This window comes from Gorillibacterium terrae (genome assembly GCF_051594785.1).
Classification (GTDB): domain Bacteria; phylum Bacillota; class Bacilli; order Paenibacillales; family NBRC-103111; genus Gorillibacterium.
Map to the genome: position 1 here is coordinate 364159 of NZ_JBPPGI010000002.1, position 17987 is coordinate 382145.

General features: G+C 59.9%; 14 protein-coding genes. All 14 read left to right on the forward strand.

The window, feature by feature from the left end; genetic code table 11:
- Positions 1-4 precede the first annotated feature (4 nt).
- The 14 genes from mraY (at position 5) to ACSEXS_RS11785 (ending at position 17987) form a co-directional block, all read left to right on the forward strand.
- Positions 5-967, forward strand: a complete 963-nt coding sequence (gene mraY, locus ACSEXS_RS11720) for a phospho-N-acetylmuramoyl-pentapeptide-transferase (protein WP_438433410.1) — start codon at positions 5-7, stop codon at positions 965-967.
- A gap of 4 nt (positions 968-971) precedes the next feature.
- The gene (gene murD, locus ACSEXS_RS11725) at positions 972-2369 is read left to right on the forward strand and encodes a UDP-N-acetylmuramoyl-L-alanine--D-glutamate ligase (RefSeq protein ID WP_438433411.1); all 1398 of its coding nucleotides are present in this window, start codon (positions 972-974) and stop codon (positions 2367-2369) included.
- Between the two features lie 81 nt (positions 2370-2450).
- Positions 2451-3545 carry a stage V sporulation protein E gene (spoVE, locus tag ACSEXS_RS11730; protein WP_438433412.1) on the forward strand — a complete coding sequence of 365 codons (1095 nt, stop codon included), beginning with the start codon at positions 2451-2453 and terminating at the stop codon, positions 3543-3545.
- Between the two features lie 4 nt (positions 3546-3549).
- On the forward strand, positions 3550-4659 hold the full coding sequence (gene murG / locus ACSEXS_RS11735; protein WP_438433413.1) for an undecaprenyldiphospho-muramoylpentapeptide beta-N-acetylglucosaminyltransferase: 1110 nt from the start codon (positions 3550-3552) through the stop codon (positions 4657-4659).
- A gap of 234 nt (positions 4660-4893) precedes the next feature.
- Positions 4894-5802 carry a UDP-N-acetylmuramate dehydrogenase gene (gene murB, locus ACSEXS_RS11740; RefSeq protein ID WP_438433414.1) on the forward strand — a complete coding sequence of 303 codons (909 nt, stop codon included), beginning with the start codon at positions 4894-4896 and terminating at the stop codon, positions 5800-5802.
- 48 nt (positions 5803-5850) lie between these two features.
- Positions 5851-7122 carry a UDP-N-acetylglucosamine 1-carboxyvinyltransferase gene (murA, locus tag ACSEXS_RS11745; protein WP_438433415.1) on the forward strand — a complete coding sequence of 424 codons (1272 nt, stop codon included), beginning with the start codon at positions 5851-5853 and terminating at the stop codon, positions 7120-7122.
- 158 nt (positions 7123-7280) lie between these two features.
- A complete protein-coding gene (locus ACSEXS_RS11750; protein ID WP_438433416.1) occupies positions 7281-8042 on the forward strand; it encodes a cell division protein FtsQ/DivIB in 762 nt (253 codons plus the stop codon).
- Positions 8043-8271: 229 nt separating this feature from the next.
- Positions 8272-9516 (forward strand): cell division protein FtsA, encoded by a 1245-nt coding sequence (gene ftsA, locus ACSEXS_RS11755; RefSeq protein WP_438433417.1) that lies wholly within the window; start codon positions 8272-8274, stop codon positions 9514-9516.
- Between the two features lie 43 nt (positions 9517-9559).
- Positions 9560-10696 carry a cell division protein FtsZ gene (ftsZ, locus tag ACSEXS_RS11760; protein WP_438433418.1) on the forward strand — a complete coding sequence of 379 codons (1137 nt, stop codon included), beginning with the start codon at positions 9560-9562 and terminating at the stop codon, positions 10694-10696.
- A 284-nt stretch (positions 10697-10980) separates the two neighbouring features.
- A complete protein-coding gene (locus tag ACSEXS_RS11765; RefSeq protein ID WP_438433588.1) occupies positions 10981-11859 on the forward strand; it encodes an ABC transporter permease in 879 nt (292 codons plus the stop codon).
- A 13-nt stretch (positions 11860-11872) separates the two neighbouring features.
- Entirely contained in the window at positions 11873-12760 is an 888-nt protein-coding gene (locus ACSEXS_RS11770) for a carbohydrate ABC transporter permease (RefSeq protein ID WP_438433419.1), read from the forward strand.
- Between the two features lie 107 nt (positions 12761-12867).
- A complete protein-coding gene (locus ACSEXS_RS11775; protein WP_438433420.1) occupies positions 12868-14433 on the forward strand; it encodes an ABC transporter substrate-binding protein in 1566 nt (521 codons plus the stop codon).
- A 190-nt stretch (positions 14434-14623) separates the two neighbouring features.
- Complete coding sequence (locus ACSEXS_RS11780; protein WP_438433421.1) at positions 14624-16441, forward strand: sensor histidine kinase; 1818 nt, start codon at positions 14624-14626, stop codon at positions 16439-16441.
- Positions 16419-17987, forward strand: coding sequence for a response regulator transcription factor (locus tag ACSEXS_RS11785; protein WP_438433422.1), 1569 nt, complete (start codon positions 16419-16421; stop codon positions 17985-17987). The genes ACSEXS_RS11780 and ACSEXS_RS11785 overlap by 23 nt, the downstream gene beginning before the upstream one ends.

Below are 17987 nucleotides of genomic sequence, written 5' to 3' on the forward strand. Positions count from 1 at the left end.
TTTGATGGAGCTGAAAGAAGTTCTTTTTCCCCTGGGCGTGGCCTTCGTGCTGGCGCTGCTCGTCGGACCGCTCGCGATCCCCGTTCTCCGCAAGCTGAAATTCGGCCAGCAAATCCGTACGGAAGGGCCTGCCGCCCACCAGAAGAAAAAAGGCACCCCCACCATGGGCGGCATCATTATCCTGCTGGCTCTGTCGCTGTCCGCTCTGCGGTTTGGTGAAAAGAACAACGAGCTCACGGTGCTGCTCACGGCAGCGCTCGGGTTTGGACTTATCGGATTCCTCGATGATTATATCAAGATCGTCTTCAAACGCTCGCTCGGCTTGACGGCCAAGCAGAAGCTGCTCGGCCAGCTCATTGTCGCGGCGGCGGTGTGCGCCCTGCTGATCCGCAGCGGCCACTCCACGGATTTGCCGATTCCGCTCGCGGACTACAGCCTGCCGCTCGGCTGGCTGTATTATCCGATCATGGTGTTGTTCATGCTGGGCATGTCCAACGCCGTCAACTTCACCGACGGCCTCGACGGCTTGCTGTCGGGAACAAGCGCCATTGCGTTCGGCGCCTTCATCGTCGTCGCCATGAAGTTCCACCATCCGGAGACGGCAATCTTCTCCGCCGCCATGGTGGGGGCGGTGCTCGGCTTCCTGGTCTACAACGCCCACCCGGCGAAGGTGTTCATGGGCGACACCGGCTCGCTCGGCATCGGCGGAGGGCTCGCGGCCGTGGCCATGCTGACCAAGTCGGAAATTGCGCTGTTCGTGGTCGGCGGCATCTTCATCATGGAGATTCTGTCGGTGGTGATTCAGGTCATTTCGTTCAAAACCCGCGGCAAGCGGGTATTTAAAATGAGTCCCATCCACCATCACTTCGAGCTGTCCGGCTGGTCGGAATGGCGGGTCGTCATCACCTTCTGGGCGGTGGGCTTCGTGCTCGCGGGACTCGGACTCTACGTGATCGGGGTGTTTTAACGGGATGCGGCATCCAAGAGACTACAAGGACAAGGACGTCGTCGTGATCGGGCTGGCCCGAAGCGGCGTGGCAGTGGCCAAGCTCCTTCACGGGTTTGGCGCCAAGGTGACAGTCAACGATCAGAAGACGCGCGAGGAATGCCCGGAGGCGGAGGAACTTTCGTCTCTGGGTGTTTCTGTGCATTGCGGGGGTCATCCGGACGGCATCATTCACGAAGGCGTCGAGCTGGTTGTGAAAAATCCCGGGATTCCCTATAAAGCCAAGCCGATTCGGGAGGCCCTCGACCTCGGGATCGAAGTGGTGACGGAAGTCGAGGTAGCGTACCAGATTTCGCCCGCGCCGATCATCGGCATCACCGGCTCCAACGGCAAGACGACCACGACGACCTGGACGCACCGCATGCTGGAAAAAGCCGGGCTCGCGCCGATCGTGGCGGGCAACATCGGCCGCTCGCTGTGCGACGCCTGCATGGAGGCGTCCTCCGACAACATCATGGTGGTGGAGCTGAGCAGCTTTCAGTTGAAGGGGACGAGCTCCTTCAAGCCCCGCATCGGCCTTCTGCTGAACGTGTACGAGACTCATCTCGATTACCATGGAACCATGGAAGACTATGCCGGCTCCAAGGCCAAGCTGTTCGCCAATCAAGGGCCGGAGGATTACGCCGTCCTGAACTGGGACGACGCTTACTGCCGCTCGTTGATTCCATGGATTCAGGCGCAGCTCGTTCCCTTCTCGATGGTCGAAGAGCTGCCTTCCGGCTTGTTCCTCGCCCGCCGCGGGGAAGAGGAATGGCTGACCTGGCGGACGCCCGAAGGGCGGACGGTCGATCTCGTCCGCTCCTCCGAGGTCGGCGTGCCCGGCCGCCACAACCTGCAGAATGCGCTCGCGGCATCGGCCGCCGCGCTGTGCGCCGGGGCTTCCGTGGAAGCGGTCGCCGCCGCCCTGCGGGATTTTCGCGGCGTCGAGCATCGCCTCGAGCATGTGCGCGAGCTGTCGGGAATATCTTATGTCAACGGCTCGAAGGCGACGAATCCGGCCGCGACGATCAAGGATTTGGAGGCCTTCGATGCCGAAATGGTCCTGATCGCGGGCGGGCTCGACCGCGGCATGGAATACGGCGAGCTTGTTCCGCTCATGCGGGAGAAGGTGAAAGGGCTGGTTGCGCTCGGGGAAACCCGAGGCAAGCTGCTCGAAGCCGCCCGGCAGGCGGGCGTGCCGCAGGTGCGCTCCGTGGAGACGTCCGACCCCCGCGAAGCGATGGCCGAAGCCGTCCGGCTCGCCGCGGCCATCGCCGCTCCCGGGCAGGTGGTGCTCTTGTCTCCCGCCTGCGCCAGCTGGGATATGTACCGTTCCTATGAGGAGAGGGGAAGCATGTTTAAGGAGTCCGTGCATACCTTGTAACTAAGGGGCTTGGACAACCGGCGTTTTTTTGCGTATGCGGCTTAACCGATCCGCCCCGGTACTCATAGAGGGGGACGGACCATGCAAAGACGCAAATCGCCGGATCTCATCCTGCTTACGGCCGCGCTCATGATCTTGACCATCGGCGTGCTGATGGTCTACAGCGCTAGCGCCGTCCTGTCGTTTCACGATTTCGGCGACCGGCTCTATTACACCAAGCGCCAGCTGCTCTTCGCCCTTCTCGGCGTGGGCGGCATGTACGTGACCTCCCGGGTCGATTACGCGGTCTGGGGCAAGTGGTCCAAGTATCTGCTCTTCGGCTGCTTCGGCCTGCTCGCGCTCGTGCTCATTCCCGGCGTCGGCGTCGTTCGCGGCGGCGCGCGCAGCTGGCTCGGCATCGGGTCCTTCGGCATTCAACCGTCCGAATTCATGAAGCTCGGACTTCTTATCTTTCTATCGAAGATGCTGGCGGACGGCCGGTTTCCGCTGAAGCTGTTCTGGAAGGGACTGGTGCCGCCGCTCTTGCTCGTCGGCTTCGCCTTCGGCCTCATCATGCTGCAGCCGGATCTCGGCACCGGAGTGGTGCTCTTCGGAGCGGCGCTCATGGTCATCTACACGGCCGGGGCGAGAATGCTGCACCTCGGGCTTCTCGGGCTCGGCGGGGTCGCCGGCTTCGCCGGCCTGATTCTCGCGGCGCCTTACCGGCTGAAGCGCATCGCCGGGTTCCTCGATCCCTGGTCGGACCCGCTCGGCACCGGCTACCAGATCATCCAGTCCCTCTATGCGATCGGCCCGGGCGGCCTCGCGGGACTCGGCTTTAACCATAGCCTGCAAAAGCACAGCTACCTGCCCGAGCCGCAGACGGACTTCATCTTCTCGATCATCGGCGAGGAGCTCGGCTTCATCGGCGGCGCCTTCGTGCTCGCGCTGTTCGCCATTCTGGTCTGGCGGGGCATCCGCACGGCGATGGCGGCACCCGACCCCTTCGGCTGCCTGCTGGCGGTAGGCATCACCGGCATGATCGCCGTCCAGGTGATGATTAACATCGGCGTCGTCATCGGCATGTTCCCGGTCACCGGCATCACCCTTCCCATGATCAGCTATGGCGGTTCTTCCCTGACCTTGATGTTGACGGCAATCGGAATTTTGCTTAATATATCCCGACAGGCGAGGTGAACTCATGCGAGTCGTTTTAAGCGGAGGCGGCACCGGAGGCCATGTGTACCCGGCCCTCTCCGTTTTGGAAGAGGTGTCCAGGGAAGAGCCGGATTCCCGGTTCCTGTATATCGGAACGGCGTCGGGGCTCGAGCGCGGCATCGTCGCCAAGGCTCACCCGGACCTCCGCTTTGAAGCGGTGGACATCTCCGGCTTCAAGCGCAAGGTCAGCCTGGACAATGTCAGGACCGTGATGCGCTTCCTCAAGGCGGTGAGCCGGTCCGGCGGGCTGCTGAAGGACTTTCGGCCGGATATCGTCGTCGGGACGGGCGGCTACGTCTGCGGCCCGGTCGTATACGCCGCGGCCAAGCAGGGCATTCCCACGCTCATCCACGAGCAGAACGCCGTTCCCGGCTTGACCAACAAGTTCCTGAGCCGCTACGCCGACACGGTGGCCGTGAGCTTCCGCGGCTCGGAAGCCCACTTCCCGGCCGCGCGGCATGCCGTTTATACCGGGAACCCCAGAGCAACCACCGTCGCTTACGCCGATTCCGGCAGCGGGCTGCGCTCGCTGAACTTGAAGAAGGGCGACAAGCTCGTGCTCGTGGTCGGCGGCAGCCGGGGAGCGAAGGCGATCAACCAAGCGATGATCGGCCTCGCTCCCCGGCTTTCCCGCCTTCCCGGCGTCCATGTTCTCTTTGTGACCGGAGAGCCCTACTACGAAGAGACGTTGGCGGCGGTGAGGGAGGCGGTCGGTCCGCTGCCGGAGAAGCTCAAGATCAAGCCGTATTTGCACAATATGCCGGAAGTTCTCGCCGCCACCTCGCTCATCGTCAACCGGGCGGGGGCGTCCTTTTTGGCGGAGATCACGGCGCTCGGCATTCCGTCCATTCTCATTCCTTCGCCGAATGTAACCAACAACCACCAGGAAGCGAACGCCCGTCGCCTGGAGAAGGAAGAGGCGGCCGTGCTGCTGCCCGAAAAGGAGCTGAGCGGCGAACGGCTCTTCCGCGAGATCGAGGAGATCATGGGAAATCCCGCCCGGCGCCGGCGGATGGCGGAGAACTCGCGCCGTATGGGGGAAAGCGAATCGGCTTCCCTCGTCTACCGCGAGATGGCGAGGCTGGTGCGCTAAAGCCCAGGCGGCCGTCGTTTCGGTATCGGACGCCCGGGTGGAGGGGGCTCCAGCGGCCCTCCTCCCGGCATCGCGCAAGCGGACAAGCCCTTCGTTCGGGTCCGCCCTCAGGCGGCAGTCACACTCTATCCCGTTTCACATACCATACACTATAACCGTGACAAACACCCATCTTCCGAACCGTACCGGCCGGGCAGCCGCCGGGCGGGTGTTTGCCTCAAGGAGGTTTTCCTGATGCAAGCTCTCATCTCCGAATTGCAGTCGGCGGATGCCGGGGCAATTCTGCTCAACGAACCGCTCAAGAACCATACGACCTGGAAAATCGGAGGCCCGGCCGATATTCTGGCCACGGTGCAAAACCGCGGCCAGCTTGTCCGGCTGATGCGCCTTCTGCATGCCCATGGAACACCTTGGCATGTACTCGGCAGGGGCTCCAACGTACTCGTCTTCGACAAGGGGGTGCGCGGTGCGGTCATCAAGCTGGCCGGAGAGCTGGCGGAAGCCCGGTTCGAGAACGGGCTGATCCGGGCGGGCGGCGGCTACTCCTTCATCAAGCTGTCGGTGCTGGCCGGCAAGGAGGGGTTGACCGGCCTGGAATTCGCCGGCGGAATTCCGGGATCGGTCGGCGGCGCCGTCTACATGAACGCCGGAGCCCACGGTTCGGATGTGTCGCGGATTCTGAAGGAAGCGGAAGTGGTGCTGGAGGACGGAAGCGTGGAAACCTGGAACCGGGAGGACCTGCTCTTCCGCTACCGGCATTCGGTTCTGCAGGAGAAGCCCGGCATCGTGACCGAGGCGGTGTTCGAGCTCGGGCAGGGCGACCGCAAGGAGATTGCCGGGGCGATGGCCGCTTACAAAGACAGGCGGCTGAGAACGCAGCCGCTGCAGCTCCCCTGCGCGGGAAGCACCTTCCGCAACCCCGAAGGCCATCATGCCGCCAAGCTGATCGAGCAAGCCGGTCTCAAGGGGCAGCGGGTCGGAGGGGCGGAGGTCTCGACGCTGCATGCGAATTTTATCATCAACACCGGAGAGGCGACCGCTCAGGATGTACTCGACTTGATCGACCTGATTCGCGACCGCGTACGCACCCAATTCGCCATTGAACTCGTACCAGAGGTCCTCGTCATGGGAGAGAGGGACTGAAGGTCTTACGCCTGCCGGTTTGCTGGGAAGCCAACAGGAGGTGAGTCTTTGGAAAAACTGGTGATCGAAGGCGGGAAACCTCTCTCGGGAACCATTCGGATCCAAGGAGCCAAGAACGCCGCGCTGCCGATACTGGCGGCGAGCGTCTTGACCGGCGGCAGCGTGACCGTCGAGAATGTTCCCGATCTCTTGGATATCCGGGTCATGCTGGATATTCTGACCGCGCTTGGAAGCAAGACGGAGCTTTCCGGCCATCAGGTGCGGCTGGATATGAGCGGACTGAACTCCTCCCACATTCCGGAAGAGCTGATGAAGCAGATGCGCTCCTCAATCTTCCTGATGGGACCGCTGCTCGCGAGATTCGGCTCGGTGACCGTCTATCAGCCGGGCGGCTGCGCAATCGGCGAGCGCAAGATCAATCTGCATCTGACGGGGCTGGAAGCCCTCGGCGCACGAATCGAGGAGAAGGGCAGCACCATCGTCTGCCGAGCCGACAAGCTGGTGGGAACCGATATCGTCCTCGATTTCCCGAGCGTCGGCGCGACCGAGAATATCATGATGGCCGCCGCGGCCGCAGAGGGGCGAACGACGATTCACAACGCCGCCCGCGAGCCGGAGATTCAGGATTTGCAGCATTTTCTGAATGCCATGGGAGCCCGTATCTACGGCGCGGGTACCAATACCATCACCGTAGACGGCGTCCGGGAATTTCATCCCTGCCGCTATCGGATTATCCCCGACCGGATCGCGGCGGGCACCGTCATCGTCGCGGCGGCGGCTACCCGCGGGAATGTGACGCTGGAGAATGTCAATCCCCAGCACTTGACCTCGCTCGTCCACGTTCTCCGGCGCGCCGGTGTTCAAATTGTCTCGTCCGGTGATATAATGAACGTGCAGTGCCACAGTCGGCCGAAGCGGGTGGAGCGGATCGTCACCTCGCCGTATCCTTCTTTTCCGACGGATATGCAATCGCTCCTCATGGTGTTCCTGTCCCTGACCGACGGCCTCAGCATCATCAAGGAGACCGTGTTTGAAGGCCGCTTCAAGCACGTCGAGGAGCTCAGCCGCATGGGGGCGGATATCCGGGTGGATCTGAATGCGGCGCTGATCAAAGGAGTGCCCCGCCTGTACGGAGCGACGGTGGAAGCGACCGACCTGAGAGCGGGAGCCGCGCTCGTCATCGCCGGGCTCGCCGCCCATGGTACGACGGTGGTGGAGCAGATTCACCACATCGACCGCGGCTACGAGCGGATCGAGGAGATGCTCGCCAAGCTCGGCGCCAAGATTGTGCGCAAAGCCTCCGGCGGCGGAAGCATTTAAGCGGCGGAGCTTCCCGGCTGAACCAACGGCGAGAGTGAATGTTGGACGATTTTTATAGACGACGGTTCTGCTGCCCCGATCCCGCGCATGCTTGCAGCCGGTCGCCGGGCTCGGGCAGCGGCATGACCCGTCCGTATAGCAAAGTAGGTGTTTATCGATTGCCCAGGGAACAAGCCGTCCCCGCGCTTAAGGCGGGAAAACCGAAGAAGCGGGGCAGCCGCCGCCTGCTCTTCATCATCGTCGTCTTTTTTCTAATTCTATTCGCGTATCTCTTCTTTCAATCCCCGCTCGGCAAAATTTCCGAGATTCGCATCACCGGCAACGAGCTTGCGGATGCCGGGCAGCTCGGACAAGCCAGCGGCGTCAAGGTGGGAGATTCCTTCTTTTTGGTGAAGACGGCCGACGTCAAAGCGGGCATCGCCAAAGTCTCCGCGGTGCAAGCCGCAAAGGTCACGAAGACCTTTCCCGGGATTCTGTCCATTCAGGTTCAGGAATACCCGAGAGCGGCTTATTGGCTTGGGGACGACGGCAAGCCTCAGGTGGTGCTGTCGGACGGGACGGCCCATCCGCTCAAGAACCAGGGGTTCCCGTCGGATCGTCCGATTCTGACCGGCTGGAAAACCGGTTCCGCCGAATGGAAGGAGCTGGCCCGAACGCTGGCCGCCATTCCCGAGGAGCAACTGTCCGACGTTTCCGAGATCAAGCCTTTTCCGAATGTCTTTCCCGACCGGATCAAGCTCTATACCCGATCGCGCTTCGAGGTCGTTACCCGCATCAGCCTCTTGAAGGAAAAACTGCCTCAATTGGCTTATTACACCAGTGAATTCAAACGCAAGAACGGCACCACCGGCATCCTAACCCTGCTCGAGCAGGACCGGGGAATTCCGTTCCCCCAGCAGTCGGTCGCGCCCAGCCCGTAAGCTGCAATTTTTCTGGAAATTGGGCTACTCATAAGGCCCAAGAAATGTTAAAATTGTTGGCATGGCCTGTCGGACAAGTCTCACTTTCCTCCAAAAGTTTCCATATTCATGAATCGACAGGAAATTTCAAAAAATGTACTAAATAAAAAAGGGATACCGCGAAACATGTGGAATATGTAATGAGTTAACGGGCTCTGCATCGCTATTCGCTTTAGGGAGGTGCCCCAGATTGGGCGGCAATGACACAATCGTCAGCTTGGATATCGGAACCTCGAAGGTCCGCGCCATCATCGGCGAAGTGAATAACGGTTCCATTCATATAGTCGGCGTCGGCACGGCAGAATCGGAAGGCATCCGCAAGGGCGCCATCGTCGATATCGACCAGACCGTCGATTCCATCCGCAGCGCAGTCGAACATGCGGAGCGGATGGTGAGCATTCAGATTCACGAGGTTTATGTCGGCATCGCCGGCAATCATATTACGCTTCTGACCAGCCATGGGGTCGTGGCCGTGGCGAACGACGATCGTGAGATCGGCGAAGACGACATCGACCGGGTACTGCAGGCGGCGAAGGTCATCGCGCTGCCGCCGGAACGGGAAATCATCGGCGTGGTGCCGAAGCAGTTCGTCGTGGACGGGCTGGAGGGCATTCAAGACCCCCGCGGCATGATCGGCGTCCGTCTGGAAGTGGAAGCGACCATCATCACCGGAGCGAAATCTTCCATACATAATCTTCGCCGTGTCGTGGAGAAGGCGGATCTGCGGGTGATCGGCCTCATCCTCATGCCGCTTGCGGCGGGCAACCTTACGCTGTCGAAGGATGAGAAGACCATCGGCACCGTGCTCGTCGATATCGGAGCGGGCTCGACGACCATCGCGGTCTTCGAGAACGGCACGATCGCCGCGACCTCGACGCTTCCGATCGGCGGCGATTTGATCTCAAGCGATATTTCCATCGGCCTGCACACGCAATTGGAACACGCCGAACGGGTCAAGCTGAAGTTCGGCTGCGCCGAGTCGGAGCTGGCGGCGGCCGATCAAGTGTTCAAGGTTCCCCGCATCGGCAGCAATTCCGAGACGGAATTCACCCAGGTTGATCTCACCGGTATCATCGAGCCTCGCGTTCAAGAGATTTTCCAGCTGATCCGCAGCGAAGTCTACCACATGGGGTACGGCAATGCCCAGGGCGGTTACGTCCTCACCGGCGGTACCGTAGCCATGCCGGGACTCCTCGGCGTCGCTCAAAAAGAGCTTGCCACGTCCGTCCGCGTCGCCACTCCGGAGTTCATCGGAGTCCGCGACCCATCTTATACCAGCGGTGTCGGAATCATCACGCAAATGATCAAGACCCACAAAGGACGCGTCACCACTGCCGGAGGGGGCAAGACCGGAGGGGGCGCCAAGAAACAGCAGCGAAGCGATCAGCCCGGATGGTTCGAACGGTTTAAAAACTGGTTAAGCGAATACATCTGATCGGTGCATTTGAACAGGATCAGCGAGGAGGATAATAACGTATATGTTTGAATTTGATCTCGATGTAGACCAACTTGCAACCATTAAAGTAATCGGTGTAGGCGGCGGAGGAAGCAACGCCGTCAATCGAATGATCGAGAACGGCATTCAAGGGGTGGAGTTCATCACGGTCAACACGGACGCTCAGGCCCTGAACCTGGCCAAGTCCGAGCTGAAGCTGAAGATTGGCGAGAAGCTGACCCGCGGCCTCGGAGCCGGAGCGAATCCCGATGTCGGCAAGAAGGCCGCCGAGGAATCCCGGGAGGCGATCGTCCAAGCCTTGAAGGGCTCCGACCTCGTCTTCGTCACCGCCGGTATGGGCGGCGGCACGGGAACGGGCGCTGCGCCGGTTATCGCCGAGATCGCCCGGGAATGCGGCGCGCTGACGGTCGGGGTGGTCACCCGTCCGTTCACCTTCGAGGGCCGCAAGCGCGCGATGCAGGCCGAACAGGGCATCGCCGCCTTGAAGGAAAAGGTCGATACGCTGATCGTCATTCCGAATGACCGCCTGCTTGAGATCGTCGACAAGAAAACGCCGATGGTGGAAGCCTTCCGCGAAGCGGACAACGTGCTCCGCCAGGGCGTTCAGGGTATTTCCGACCTGATCATGGTCCCCGGACTCATCAACCTCGACTTCGCCGACGTGAAGACGATCATGACCGAGCGCGGCTCGGCCCTCATGGGCATCGGCATCGGAACCGGCGAGAACCGCGCCGCCGAAGCCGCCAAGAAGGCCATCATGAGCCCGCTCTTGGAAACGTCGATCGAAGGCGCCCGCGGGGTCATCATGAACATCACCGGCGGAGCGAACCTCAGCTTGTACGAAGTGAACGAAGCCGCCGAGATCGTCATCGCCGCCTCCGATCCGGAAGTGAACGTCATTTTCGGTGCGATCATCGACGAGAACCTGAAGGAAGAGATCAAGGTGACGGTCATCGCCACCGGCTTCGAGCATAAGGTACCGAGCATGCCGCCCCAGAAGCGCCCGGTCGCCGGAGCGGAACCGGCCGCCCATGCCGCTGCCGCCGCGCAAGCCCAGCCGAACGACAACCGGATGCCTCCGCTGCGCCCCTTCGGCAGCCAGCCGTCCGGCGATCAGCTGGATATTCCGACGTTCCTGCGCCGCAAGAACAAGGACTGATTCAACCGATACTCCGCTATACAGACGCTTGCGCTCCAACTGCGCAGGCGTCTTTTTTGTTCCGGCGTGCCCGACTTCGCAAAGACCCATAATTTCGTCGGGTGAGCCTATAATTTCTCCCACGACTCCGCACCCGCCTTTTTTTATACTGAAGGCAAGGAGTTGAGGTTATGCAGAAAGCCATACACCGACAAGGGCTGAATGAATCGCAAGGGAAGAGGGGGGCGCTCCGCCGCAGCCCCGGGGTCTTCTTCGAATTCCGCAAGAACAAAGTGCTGTACGCCATGCTGATCCCGGGCATCCTGCTGCTCTTGATGTTCAGCTACCTGCCCATGTTCGGGGTCGTGATCGCTTTCAAGGATATGCGCTACGGCGCGACGTTCTTCCGAAGCCTGATGGACAGTCCGTGGATCGGATTGGACAATTTCTCGTTCTTCACCAGTACGCCCGATGCCTGGCGGATCACCCGCAATACGCTGGGATACAACCTCGTGTTCATCGTCCTCGGGCTCGTCGTACCGATCAGCATCTCGCTCTTGCTGTTCGAGCTGCTGCACAAGAAGGCGGCCAAGCTGTACCAGAGCATCATCTTCCTGCCCAACTTTTTATCCTGGGTCGTCGTCAGCTATGTCGTGTACGCCTTCCTGCACCCGACCAATGGCTTTCTCAACAAGGTGATCGAGCTCACGGGGGCGGATGCCATTTCCTTCTACCAGGAGCCGAAGTACTGGCCGTTCATCCTCGTGTTCATGAACATTTGGAAGCACGCCGGCTATTCCGTGGTCATCTACCTGGCGGCCCTGTCGGGGATCGACGAATCCTATTACGAAGCGGCGATGATCGACGGGGCGAGCAAGTGGCAGCAGATCCGCAGTATCACGCTGCCATTGTTAACACCGATGATCTCGATTCTGACGATCATGGCGGTGGGCCGGATCTTCTCGGCGGACTTCGGGCTGTTCTTCAACGTTCCTCTCAACCAGGGCAGCTTGCGTGAGACGACCGAGGTCATCGACACCTATGTCTACCATTCGCTCATGTCGAGCGGCGACATCGGCTTAAGCTCCGCCGCCGGACTGTATCAATCGGTGGTCGGATTTGTCCTGGTGCTCGCGGCGAACCTCTTCGCCCGCAAGATCGACGAAGACTACAAACTGTTCTAGGGAGAGTTGAACCGTGGGGCTCACCATATCCAAGAAAATCAACTGGCTGTTTCACCTGATCCTGCTTGCCATCGTACTGGTCTGCATCCTGCCCGTCATTCTGGTCGTCTGCGTCTCCTTCACGGACGAATCCGCACTGAAGCAGTACGGCTATCAATTTTTCGTCCGGCAGTTTAGCCTATCCTCCTACCGGTTTATCTTTCAAGTGGGAGAAGGAATCGTACAGGCTTATGGCGTGACCATTCTGGTCACGGTTCTGGGCACGGTGCTCAGCCTGCTGGCCATCGCCATGTTCGCTTATCCGCTGTCGCGGCGGGACCTGCGGTACCGCAACAAGTTCATGTTCTTCCTGTTCTTCACCACGCTGTTCCACGGCGGTCTCGTGTCCTGGTACTTGATCTGTACCCAGTTTCTTCACCTGACCAATACGGTCTGGGCGCTGATTCTGCCGTATCTGATGAACGGGTTCTACGTCATCGTGCTGCGGACCTTCTTCTCCCAGAGCATTCCCGCCGAGCTGATCGAATCGGCCAAGATCGACGGGGCGGGCGAGCTCAAGACCTTCTTCCGGATCGTCCTCCCGCTGTCGCTGCCCGGACTTGCCACCATTGCCATCTTCGCCGCGGTCGGGTACTGGAACGATTACTTCCTGCCGCTCATGCTGATCAACGAGCCGCATCTGTACAACCTGCAATATTTGATCTATCGGGTCATGACCAATATTCAATTTCTCTCGGAAAATTCCGATAAGCTGACAATGGCGCAAATCTCCTATCAGGCTCCGAAGGAAAGTGCGCGAATGGCGCTCGCGGTCATCACCATCGGCCCGATTGTCGCCGTCTACCCGTGGCTGCAGAAATACTTCATTAAGGGGCTTACCGTCGGAGCGGTCAAAGGGTGATCCTTTGACCGGGTCCGCTCCAAGCGAGGCCTATGCCAAGAATCAGGTTTTTCCCGGCCCAAGCCGGACACATACACGTTTCTACTACATGTTAGGGGGAATTCGAAGTGAACCACAACCGCTTCAAATCCGCTTCCAAGCTGCTGCCGCTGGCGCTCGTCCTGTCTCTCGCCGCGGGCTGCGGAGGCAAGAACGCCAGCGACACGGCAAGTCCAAGCGCCTCGACCGGGGCCGCTACGGCCGCAACCGGAGCCGAAGGTATCGACGTTTCCAAGCTGAAGCCGTACGAAATCAAATGGGTGATGGTCGGCTCCGGTCAGCCGCGCGATACGGATCGCATTGAGAAGCTTGCAAACGCTTACCTCAAGGACAAGATCAATGCCACCGTTAACCTGATGGTACTGGACTGGGGAAGTTGGGACTCCAAGACCAACGCCATGTTTTCCACCCGCGAAAAATTCGATCTGATCTTCTCGCCGTCTTGGTGGGATCATGCGGGCAAAGCCCGGAAGGGTCTCTATTGGCCGATCTCCGAGGAGGATCTGGCTAAGTACGCTTCCAAAACGCAAGGGCTGTTCAAGCCCGACTTCTGGGAAGCCTCCAAGGTAGACGGAAAAATCTTCGCTATTCCCGGAAACAAAGACCGCGCTCATGCCCGCGGCATCGTCTACCGCAAGGATATCGCCGACAAGCTCGGCATCGACATGAGCACCGTGAAGAGCTGGCAGGACATGGCGCCTGTTTATGACAAAGTCAAAGCCTCCGGACTCGTCGACGGCATAGGCAAGCAGCCCCCCATGTACTCGGGAACCTTCAGCAAGGACAAGGAGCCCTATGAAATTCTGAATTCCGGCGTTATGCTGGCCATGTCCAAGGATCCGAACGACAACAAGATCGTTTCGCTGTTCAACGAGCCCTACTTTGACGAATACACGACGATGATGCGCGGCTTCTATCAGGCGGGCGACAGCCGCAAGGACGCGCTTACGTCCCAGGACGACCAAATCAATATGGGGACGGTGTTCTCCACCGAGTTCCAATTGAAGCCGGGCAAGGCCGACGAGCTGACGCAAGCGATGCAGCAATCGGGCCAGGTCGCTGCGGACGCCAAGTACGACCAAATCTATTTGACCGATTCCTATGTCGGCAATGACGATGTACTCGGCTCCTCGCTGGCGATCTCCAGCACCTCGGAGGATCCGGAACGGGTGCTCATGTTCCTGGAGCTGCTGTACAATGACAAGTACCTGAACAACCTGTTCGTCTTCGGCGAAGAAAACGTCGATTATACGAAAGTGGATGACAAATTCATCAAGCTGACTCCCAACTCCGGTTATTCCCAGGCCGATGTGTCGTGGGAATACGGCAACCAATATTTGAACTACCTGATGGAAGGCGAAAACCCGGACAAGTGGAAGCTGTTCGACGAGTTCAACGAGGGCGCCAAACCGGACAAAACGCTGGGCTTCCAGTTCAACACCTCTCCGGTAAAACGCGAGATCGCTTCGGTCATCAACGTTTGGAAGAACTATGAAGGCTTTTACTGGGGCGCGATCGATCCAAAGGAAAAGCTTCCCGAATTCCGCGCCAAGCTGAAAGCGGCCGGACTCGATAAGATCATCACGGAAGCGCAGAAGCAGTGGGATGATTACTCGGCCAAGAAGGCCAAGTAAGCTCTCCATCTTGACCCGCGTCAAAAGCAGGCTGGGACGGCATCGCCGTCTCCGGCCTGCTTAGCGGGCTTTCCCGAACGGCGGCGAATGGCCTCGAATGGACCCGAATCGGCCGGACGAAAAAGGAGGTGGAACCGCAGCATGTCTCGAATACTTTCCATACTTGCTTCACGTCTGGAGGAACATGTTCATGCGCTTCCCCCCTAAGCTGGCTTCATGGCTCGGTTCGCTGAAAATGCGGCAAAAGCTGATGCTGACCTACCTGTTGGTCTTTTTGCTGCCGGTCACCCTCATCGGCTTTTATCTGGTGCGCAGCATGATCGATGTTGCGCTGGATTATACCATGCAGATTCATCGGAGCAATCTCGTTCAAATGAAGACGAGCATTGCCAATGTCATCGAGAAATACGATCTGATTTCCGATGAAATTCTGCTCGACAAGACCCTGCTGGAGTTTCTCAACCGGGATTACGAGAACGGCGCCCTGACGTTCGCCGAGCAGTATCAGATGAACGCCTTGACGGATCAATATTCCGCCAAGCTGATCGTCTCAAGCCCCGAGGCCCGGTACCGGATCTATACCGACAACCCCCGGCGAACCGTTTCTCCGTTGTTTTTTTCCACGACGGACGAAGACCGCAATTCCGAGTGGTACCGGCAGATTGTCGAAGCAAAAGGGTACAATGTGGTCGGACCGGTATCGTTTAATTCCGATCTCAACCGGATGGAATTCACGCTCGGCCGGGTTCTGGTCTCCGACATGGGCGAAGGCATCACCAATGTCCTGCGAATCGACATTCCGGAAAGCAGCTTGGCGGAGTTCATGCGCCAAGATCAGGGAAACGAGCAGGTGTATTTGTTCAACGCGCAAGGACGCTTGATCTCGGCATCGACCAACCGCGAGTTCATCGGTAAAACAATAGCGGACATTCCGCATTTCGAGGAGAGGATGCGCACCGGCCAGAGGCAACGGCAGACTTATTTGGAAGGAAGCTTTGACGACAACCGGGAGCTGCGGGGCTGGAGACTGGTCGTGCTCATTTCCAATGAGAGCATCCTGAGCCAGATGGGCCGCGTGGTCGGGCGAAGCCTGACGGTGTTGATCCTATCCTTTCTGCTCGCCTTTGCGCTCATGCTGTTTTTCTCCCGCACCCTATCCCATCGCTTGAAGGGCTTGGTCCGGCAAATGGTCGGCGTACGGGAGGGGAGCCTGGAGGTGACCGTCACCGATCTCAACCGCGACGAGATCGGCGAACTGAACCGCAGCTTTCGCAGGATGGTGGACCGGATCAACACACTGATCCGCGAAGGCTACGAGAAGGAGATCGGAATCAAGACGCTGATGCTGCAAAAACGCGACGCCGAGCTGCACGCCCTTCAGAGTCAGATCAACCCGCATTTTCTGTTCAACACGATGGATGCCATCCGCATGCATCTGATCAAGAAGGGAGACCGCGAGACGGCGGGGATCGTCGGCCATTTTGCCCGTCTGTTCCGGGACAGCCTCGACTGGTCGGCGAGCCACATCCCCCTGCGTCAGGAGCTGGGCTTTGCCGAGACGTACCTGCAGATCATCCGCTTCCGCCGTCCCTTGGAGTACCGCATCGAGGTGGACGAACGGCTCTATGACCTGAAGGTGCCCAAGTTCAGCCTTCAGCCCTTGGTGGAGAACGCCATTCAGCACGGCATCGAACGCGTCAAGACGGCGGGCTTCATCCGCATCGTCGGCGCCGTCGAAGGCGGAGATGCGGTGCTGACGGTAATCGACAACGGAATCGGCATGACCGAGGAAGAGGCCGAGGGGCTGCGGCTGCGGCTGGAACGACGGGAGACCGGCCCGGATGGACGCGGCGTCGGGCTTGTCAACGTCGTGGAGCGGATCAAAACCAACTACGGCGAACGCTATGGAATCGAGCTGGAAAGCGTCTATCGCGAGGAAACCCGGGTACGGCTGCGCATCCCCTACAACAGCGGAGGAATGACCGATGTACAATGTGCTGATCGTTGACGACGAAGAGCTGATTACGGATGGGATGAAGCTGCTGATCGATTGGCAGGCCAGCGGCTTCCGGATCATCGGCACGGCTTCCGACGGGCTGACCGCGCTCGAGCTTGCGCAGCGGCATCCCGTCGACCTCGTCGTGACGGATGTCCGCATGCCCGAGTTGGACGGGCTGGAGCTCATCGCCGCGCTGCGGGAATCGGGGAGCGCCGCCAAGGTGGTGATCCTGAGCGGATACGGCGATTTCCAGTATGCCAAGAAGGCGATTTCCTTCGGAGTGGCCGATTACCTGCTGAAGCCGGTGGAACCGGAGGAGCTCGACCGGACGCTGGCCAAGCTGAAGGCCGAGCTGGACGGGGAGCTGCGCGACCGGGCCGAACGGCGGGAAACGCGGAATCTGGCCCGCGACAAGCTCCTGTCCGATTTCGCCTGCGGCGTCCTCTCGTATGCGGATCTCGGCAAGCGGGGCAGCCGGCTGGGCCTCGCCGTCCGGGAAGAAAGAATCCGCATCGGTCTGGTTGAACTGACCCTCTTTCCGCGGCTTGTGCGGGACAACCTGTACGACGCCATGCTGTACCGGTACGGCCTGCGCAACATGCTCGAGGAAACGATCGAGCAGCCCGGCCACGGGTTTGTCTATGAGGAAGCGGAAGGGCTGATCGGCATCGTATTCCAGCCCGGCTTGGCGGAGGATGCCATTTGCGGGCTCCTGACCGGCGTACTCGCGGCCGCCCGCGAATGGTTCCGCCAGGAGGTGGTCATCGGCGTGGGCGATCCCGCATCCGCATCCGGAGTCCCTCTGAGCCGCAAGCAGGCGCTTTATGCACTGGAGCGCAATCGGACGAAGGAGCCGGTCCGGTTCTATCGGCCGACGAGCGGTCCGGATGAGCGGTTTTGGGATATGGAGTTGAACAGCGACGAGCTCATCCGACTGCTCGAAGAGGGCGATCTGGACAAGCTGGCCGAGGAGGTCCGCCGCGTGGTCCGCGAGACGGAGGCTCGGCGGCTCCCCAAACCCGCGGTGGAAGGAGCGCTGTACAGCTTACTCTCCAAGCTTGGCCGGCTGATCGCCCGCTTCGGCGAGGACCCGGCGCCGCTGATGGCCCGGCTGGAACGGGAGTACGCGGAGCAGAGCCAGAGCGGAGAGCCGCCCTTTGCCGAGTGGCTGGTGCAGGCCATGACCGAGGCCGGCCAATTGGTCTGTCAACTGGCCCGCAAGAAGGAACCGTCTCTGATCGCATCCCTTCTGGAATTCATCGACGGGCATTACGCCGAGAACCTCAGCATCAAGCAGCTCTCCGGGCTGTTTTATATGAATCCGGCTTATCTGGGACAACTGTTTAAACAGAAGACGGGAGAGAGCTTTAACGATTACCTGAACAAGGCTCGCATTTCGGCCGTGAAGAAGGAGCTTATGCACAACCGGTACGCCGGCATGGAGACGATCCACCGGGCCGGCTTTGCCAACACCGAATACTTTTACCGGCAATTCAAGCGCTATGAAGGCATCGCCTTCAGTGAATTCCGCGACCGGCTTCATACTCTATCTTAG

What these genes read in the sequence shown, in the direction of transcription:
- ftsZ (WP_438433418.1), top strand. Translation starts at nt 9,560, where the DNA reads ATGTTTGAATTTGATCTCGATGTAGACCAACTTGCAACCATTAAAGTA.
- mraY (WP_438433410.1), top strand. Translation starts at nt 5, where the DNA reads ATGGAGCTGAAAGAAGTTCTTTTTCCCCTGGGCGTGGCCTTCGTGCTG.
- ACSEXS_RS11765 (WP_438433588.1), top strand. Translation starts at nt 10,981, where the DNA reads ATGCTGATCCCGGGCATCCTGCTGCTCTTGATGTTCAGCTACCTGCCC.
- ACSEXS_RS11785 (WP_438433422.1), top strand. Translation starts at nt 16,419, where the DNA reads ATGTACAATGTGCTGATCGTTGACGACGAAGAGCTGATTACGGATGGG.
- murD (WP_438433411.1), top strand. Translation starts at nt 972, where the DNA reads ATGCGGCATCCAAGAGACTACAAGGACAAGGACGTCGTCGTGATCGGG.
- murB (WP_438433414.1), top strand. Translation starts at nt 4,894, where the DNA reads ATGCAAGCTCTCATCTCCGAATTGCAGTCGGCGGATGCCGGGGCAATT.
- ACSEXS_RS11780 (WP_438433421.1), top strand. Translation starts at nt 14,624, where the DNA reads ATGCGCTTCCCCCCTAAGCTGGCTTCATGGCTCGGTTCGCTGAAAATG.
- murG (WP_438433413.1), top strand. Translation starts at nt 3,550, where the DNA reads ATGCGAGTCGTTTTAAGCGGAGGCGGCACCGGAGGCCATGTGTACCCG.
- spoVE (WP_438433412.1), top strand. Translation starts at nt 2,451, where the DNA reads ATGCAAAGACGCAAATCGCCGGATCTCATCCTGCTTACGGCCGCGCTC.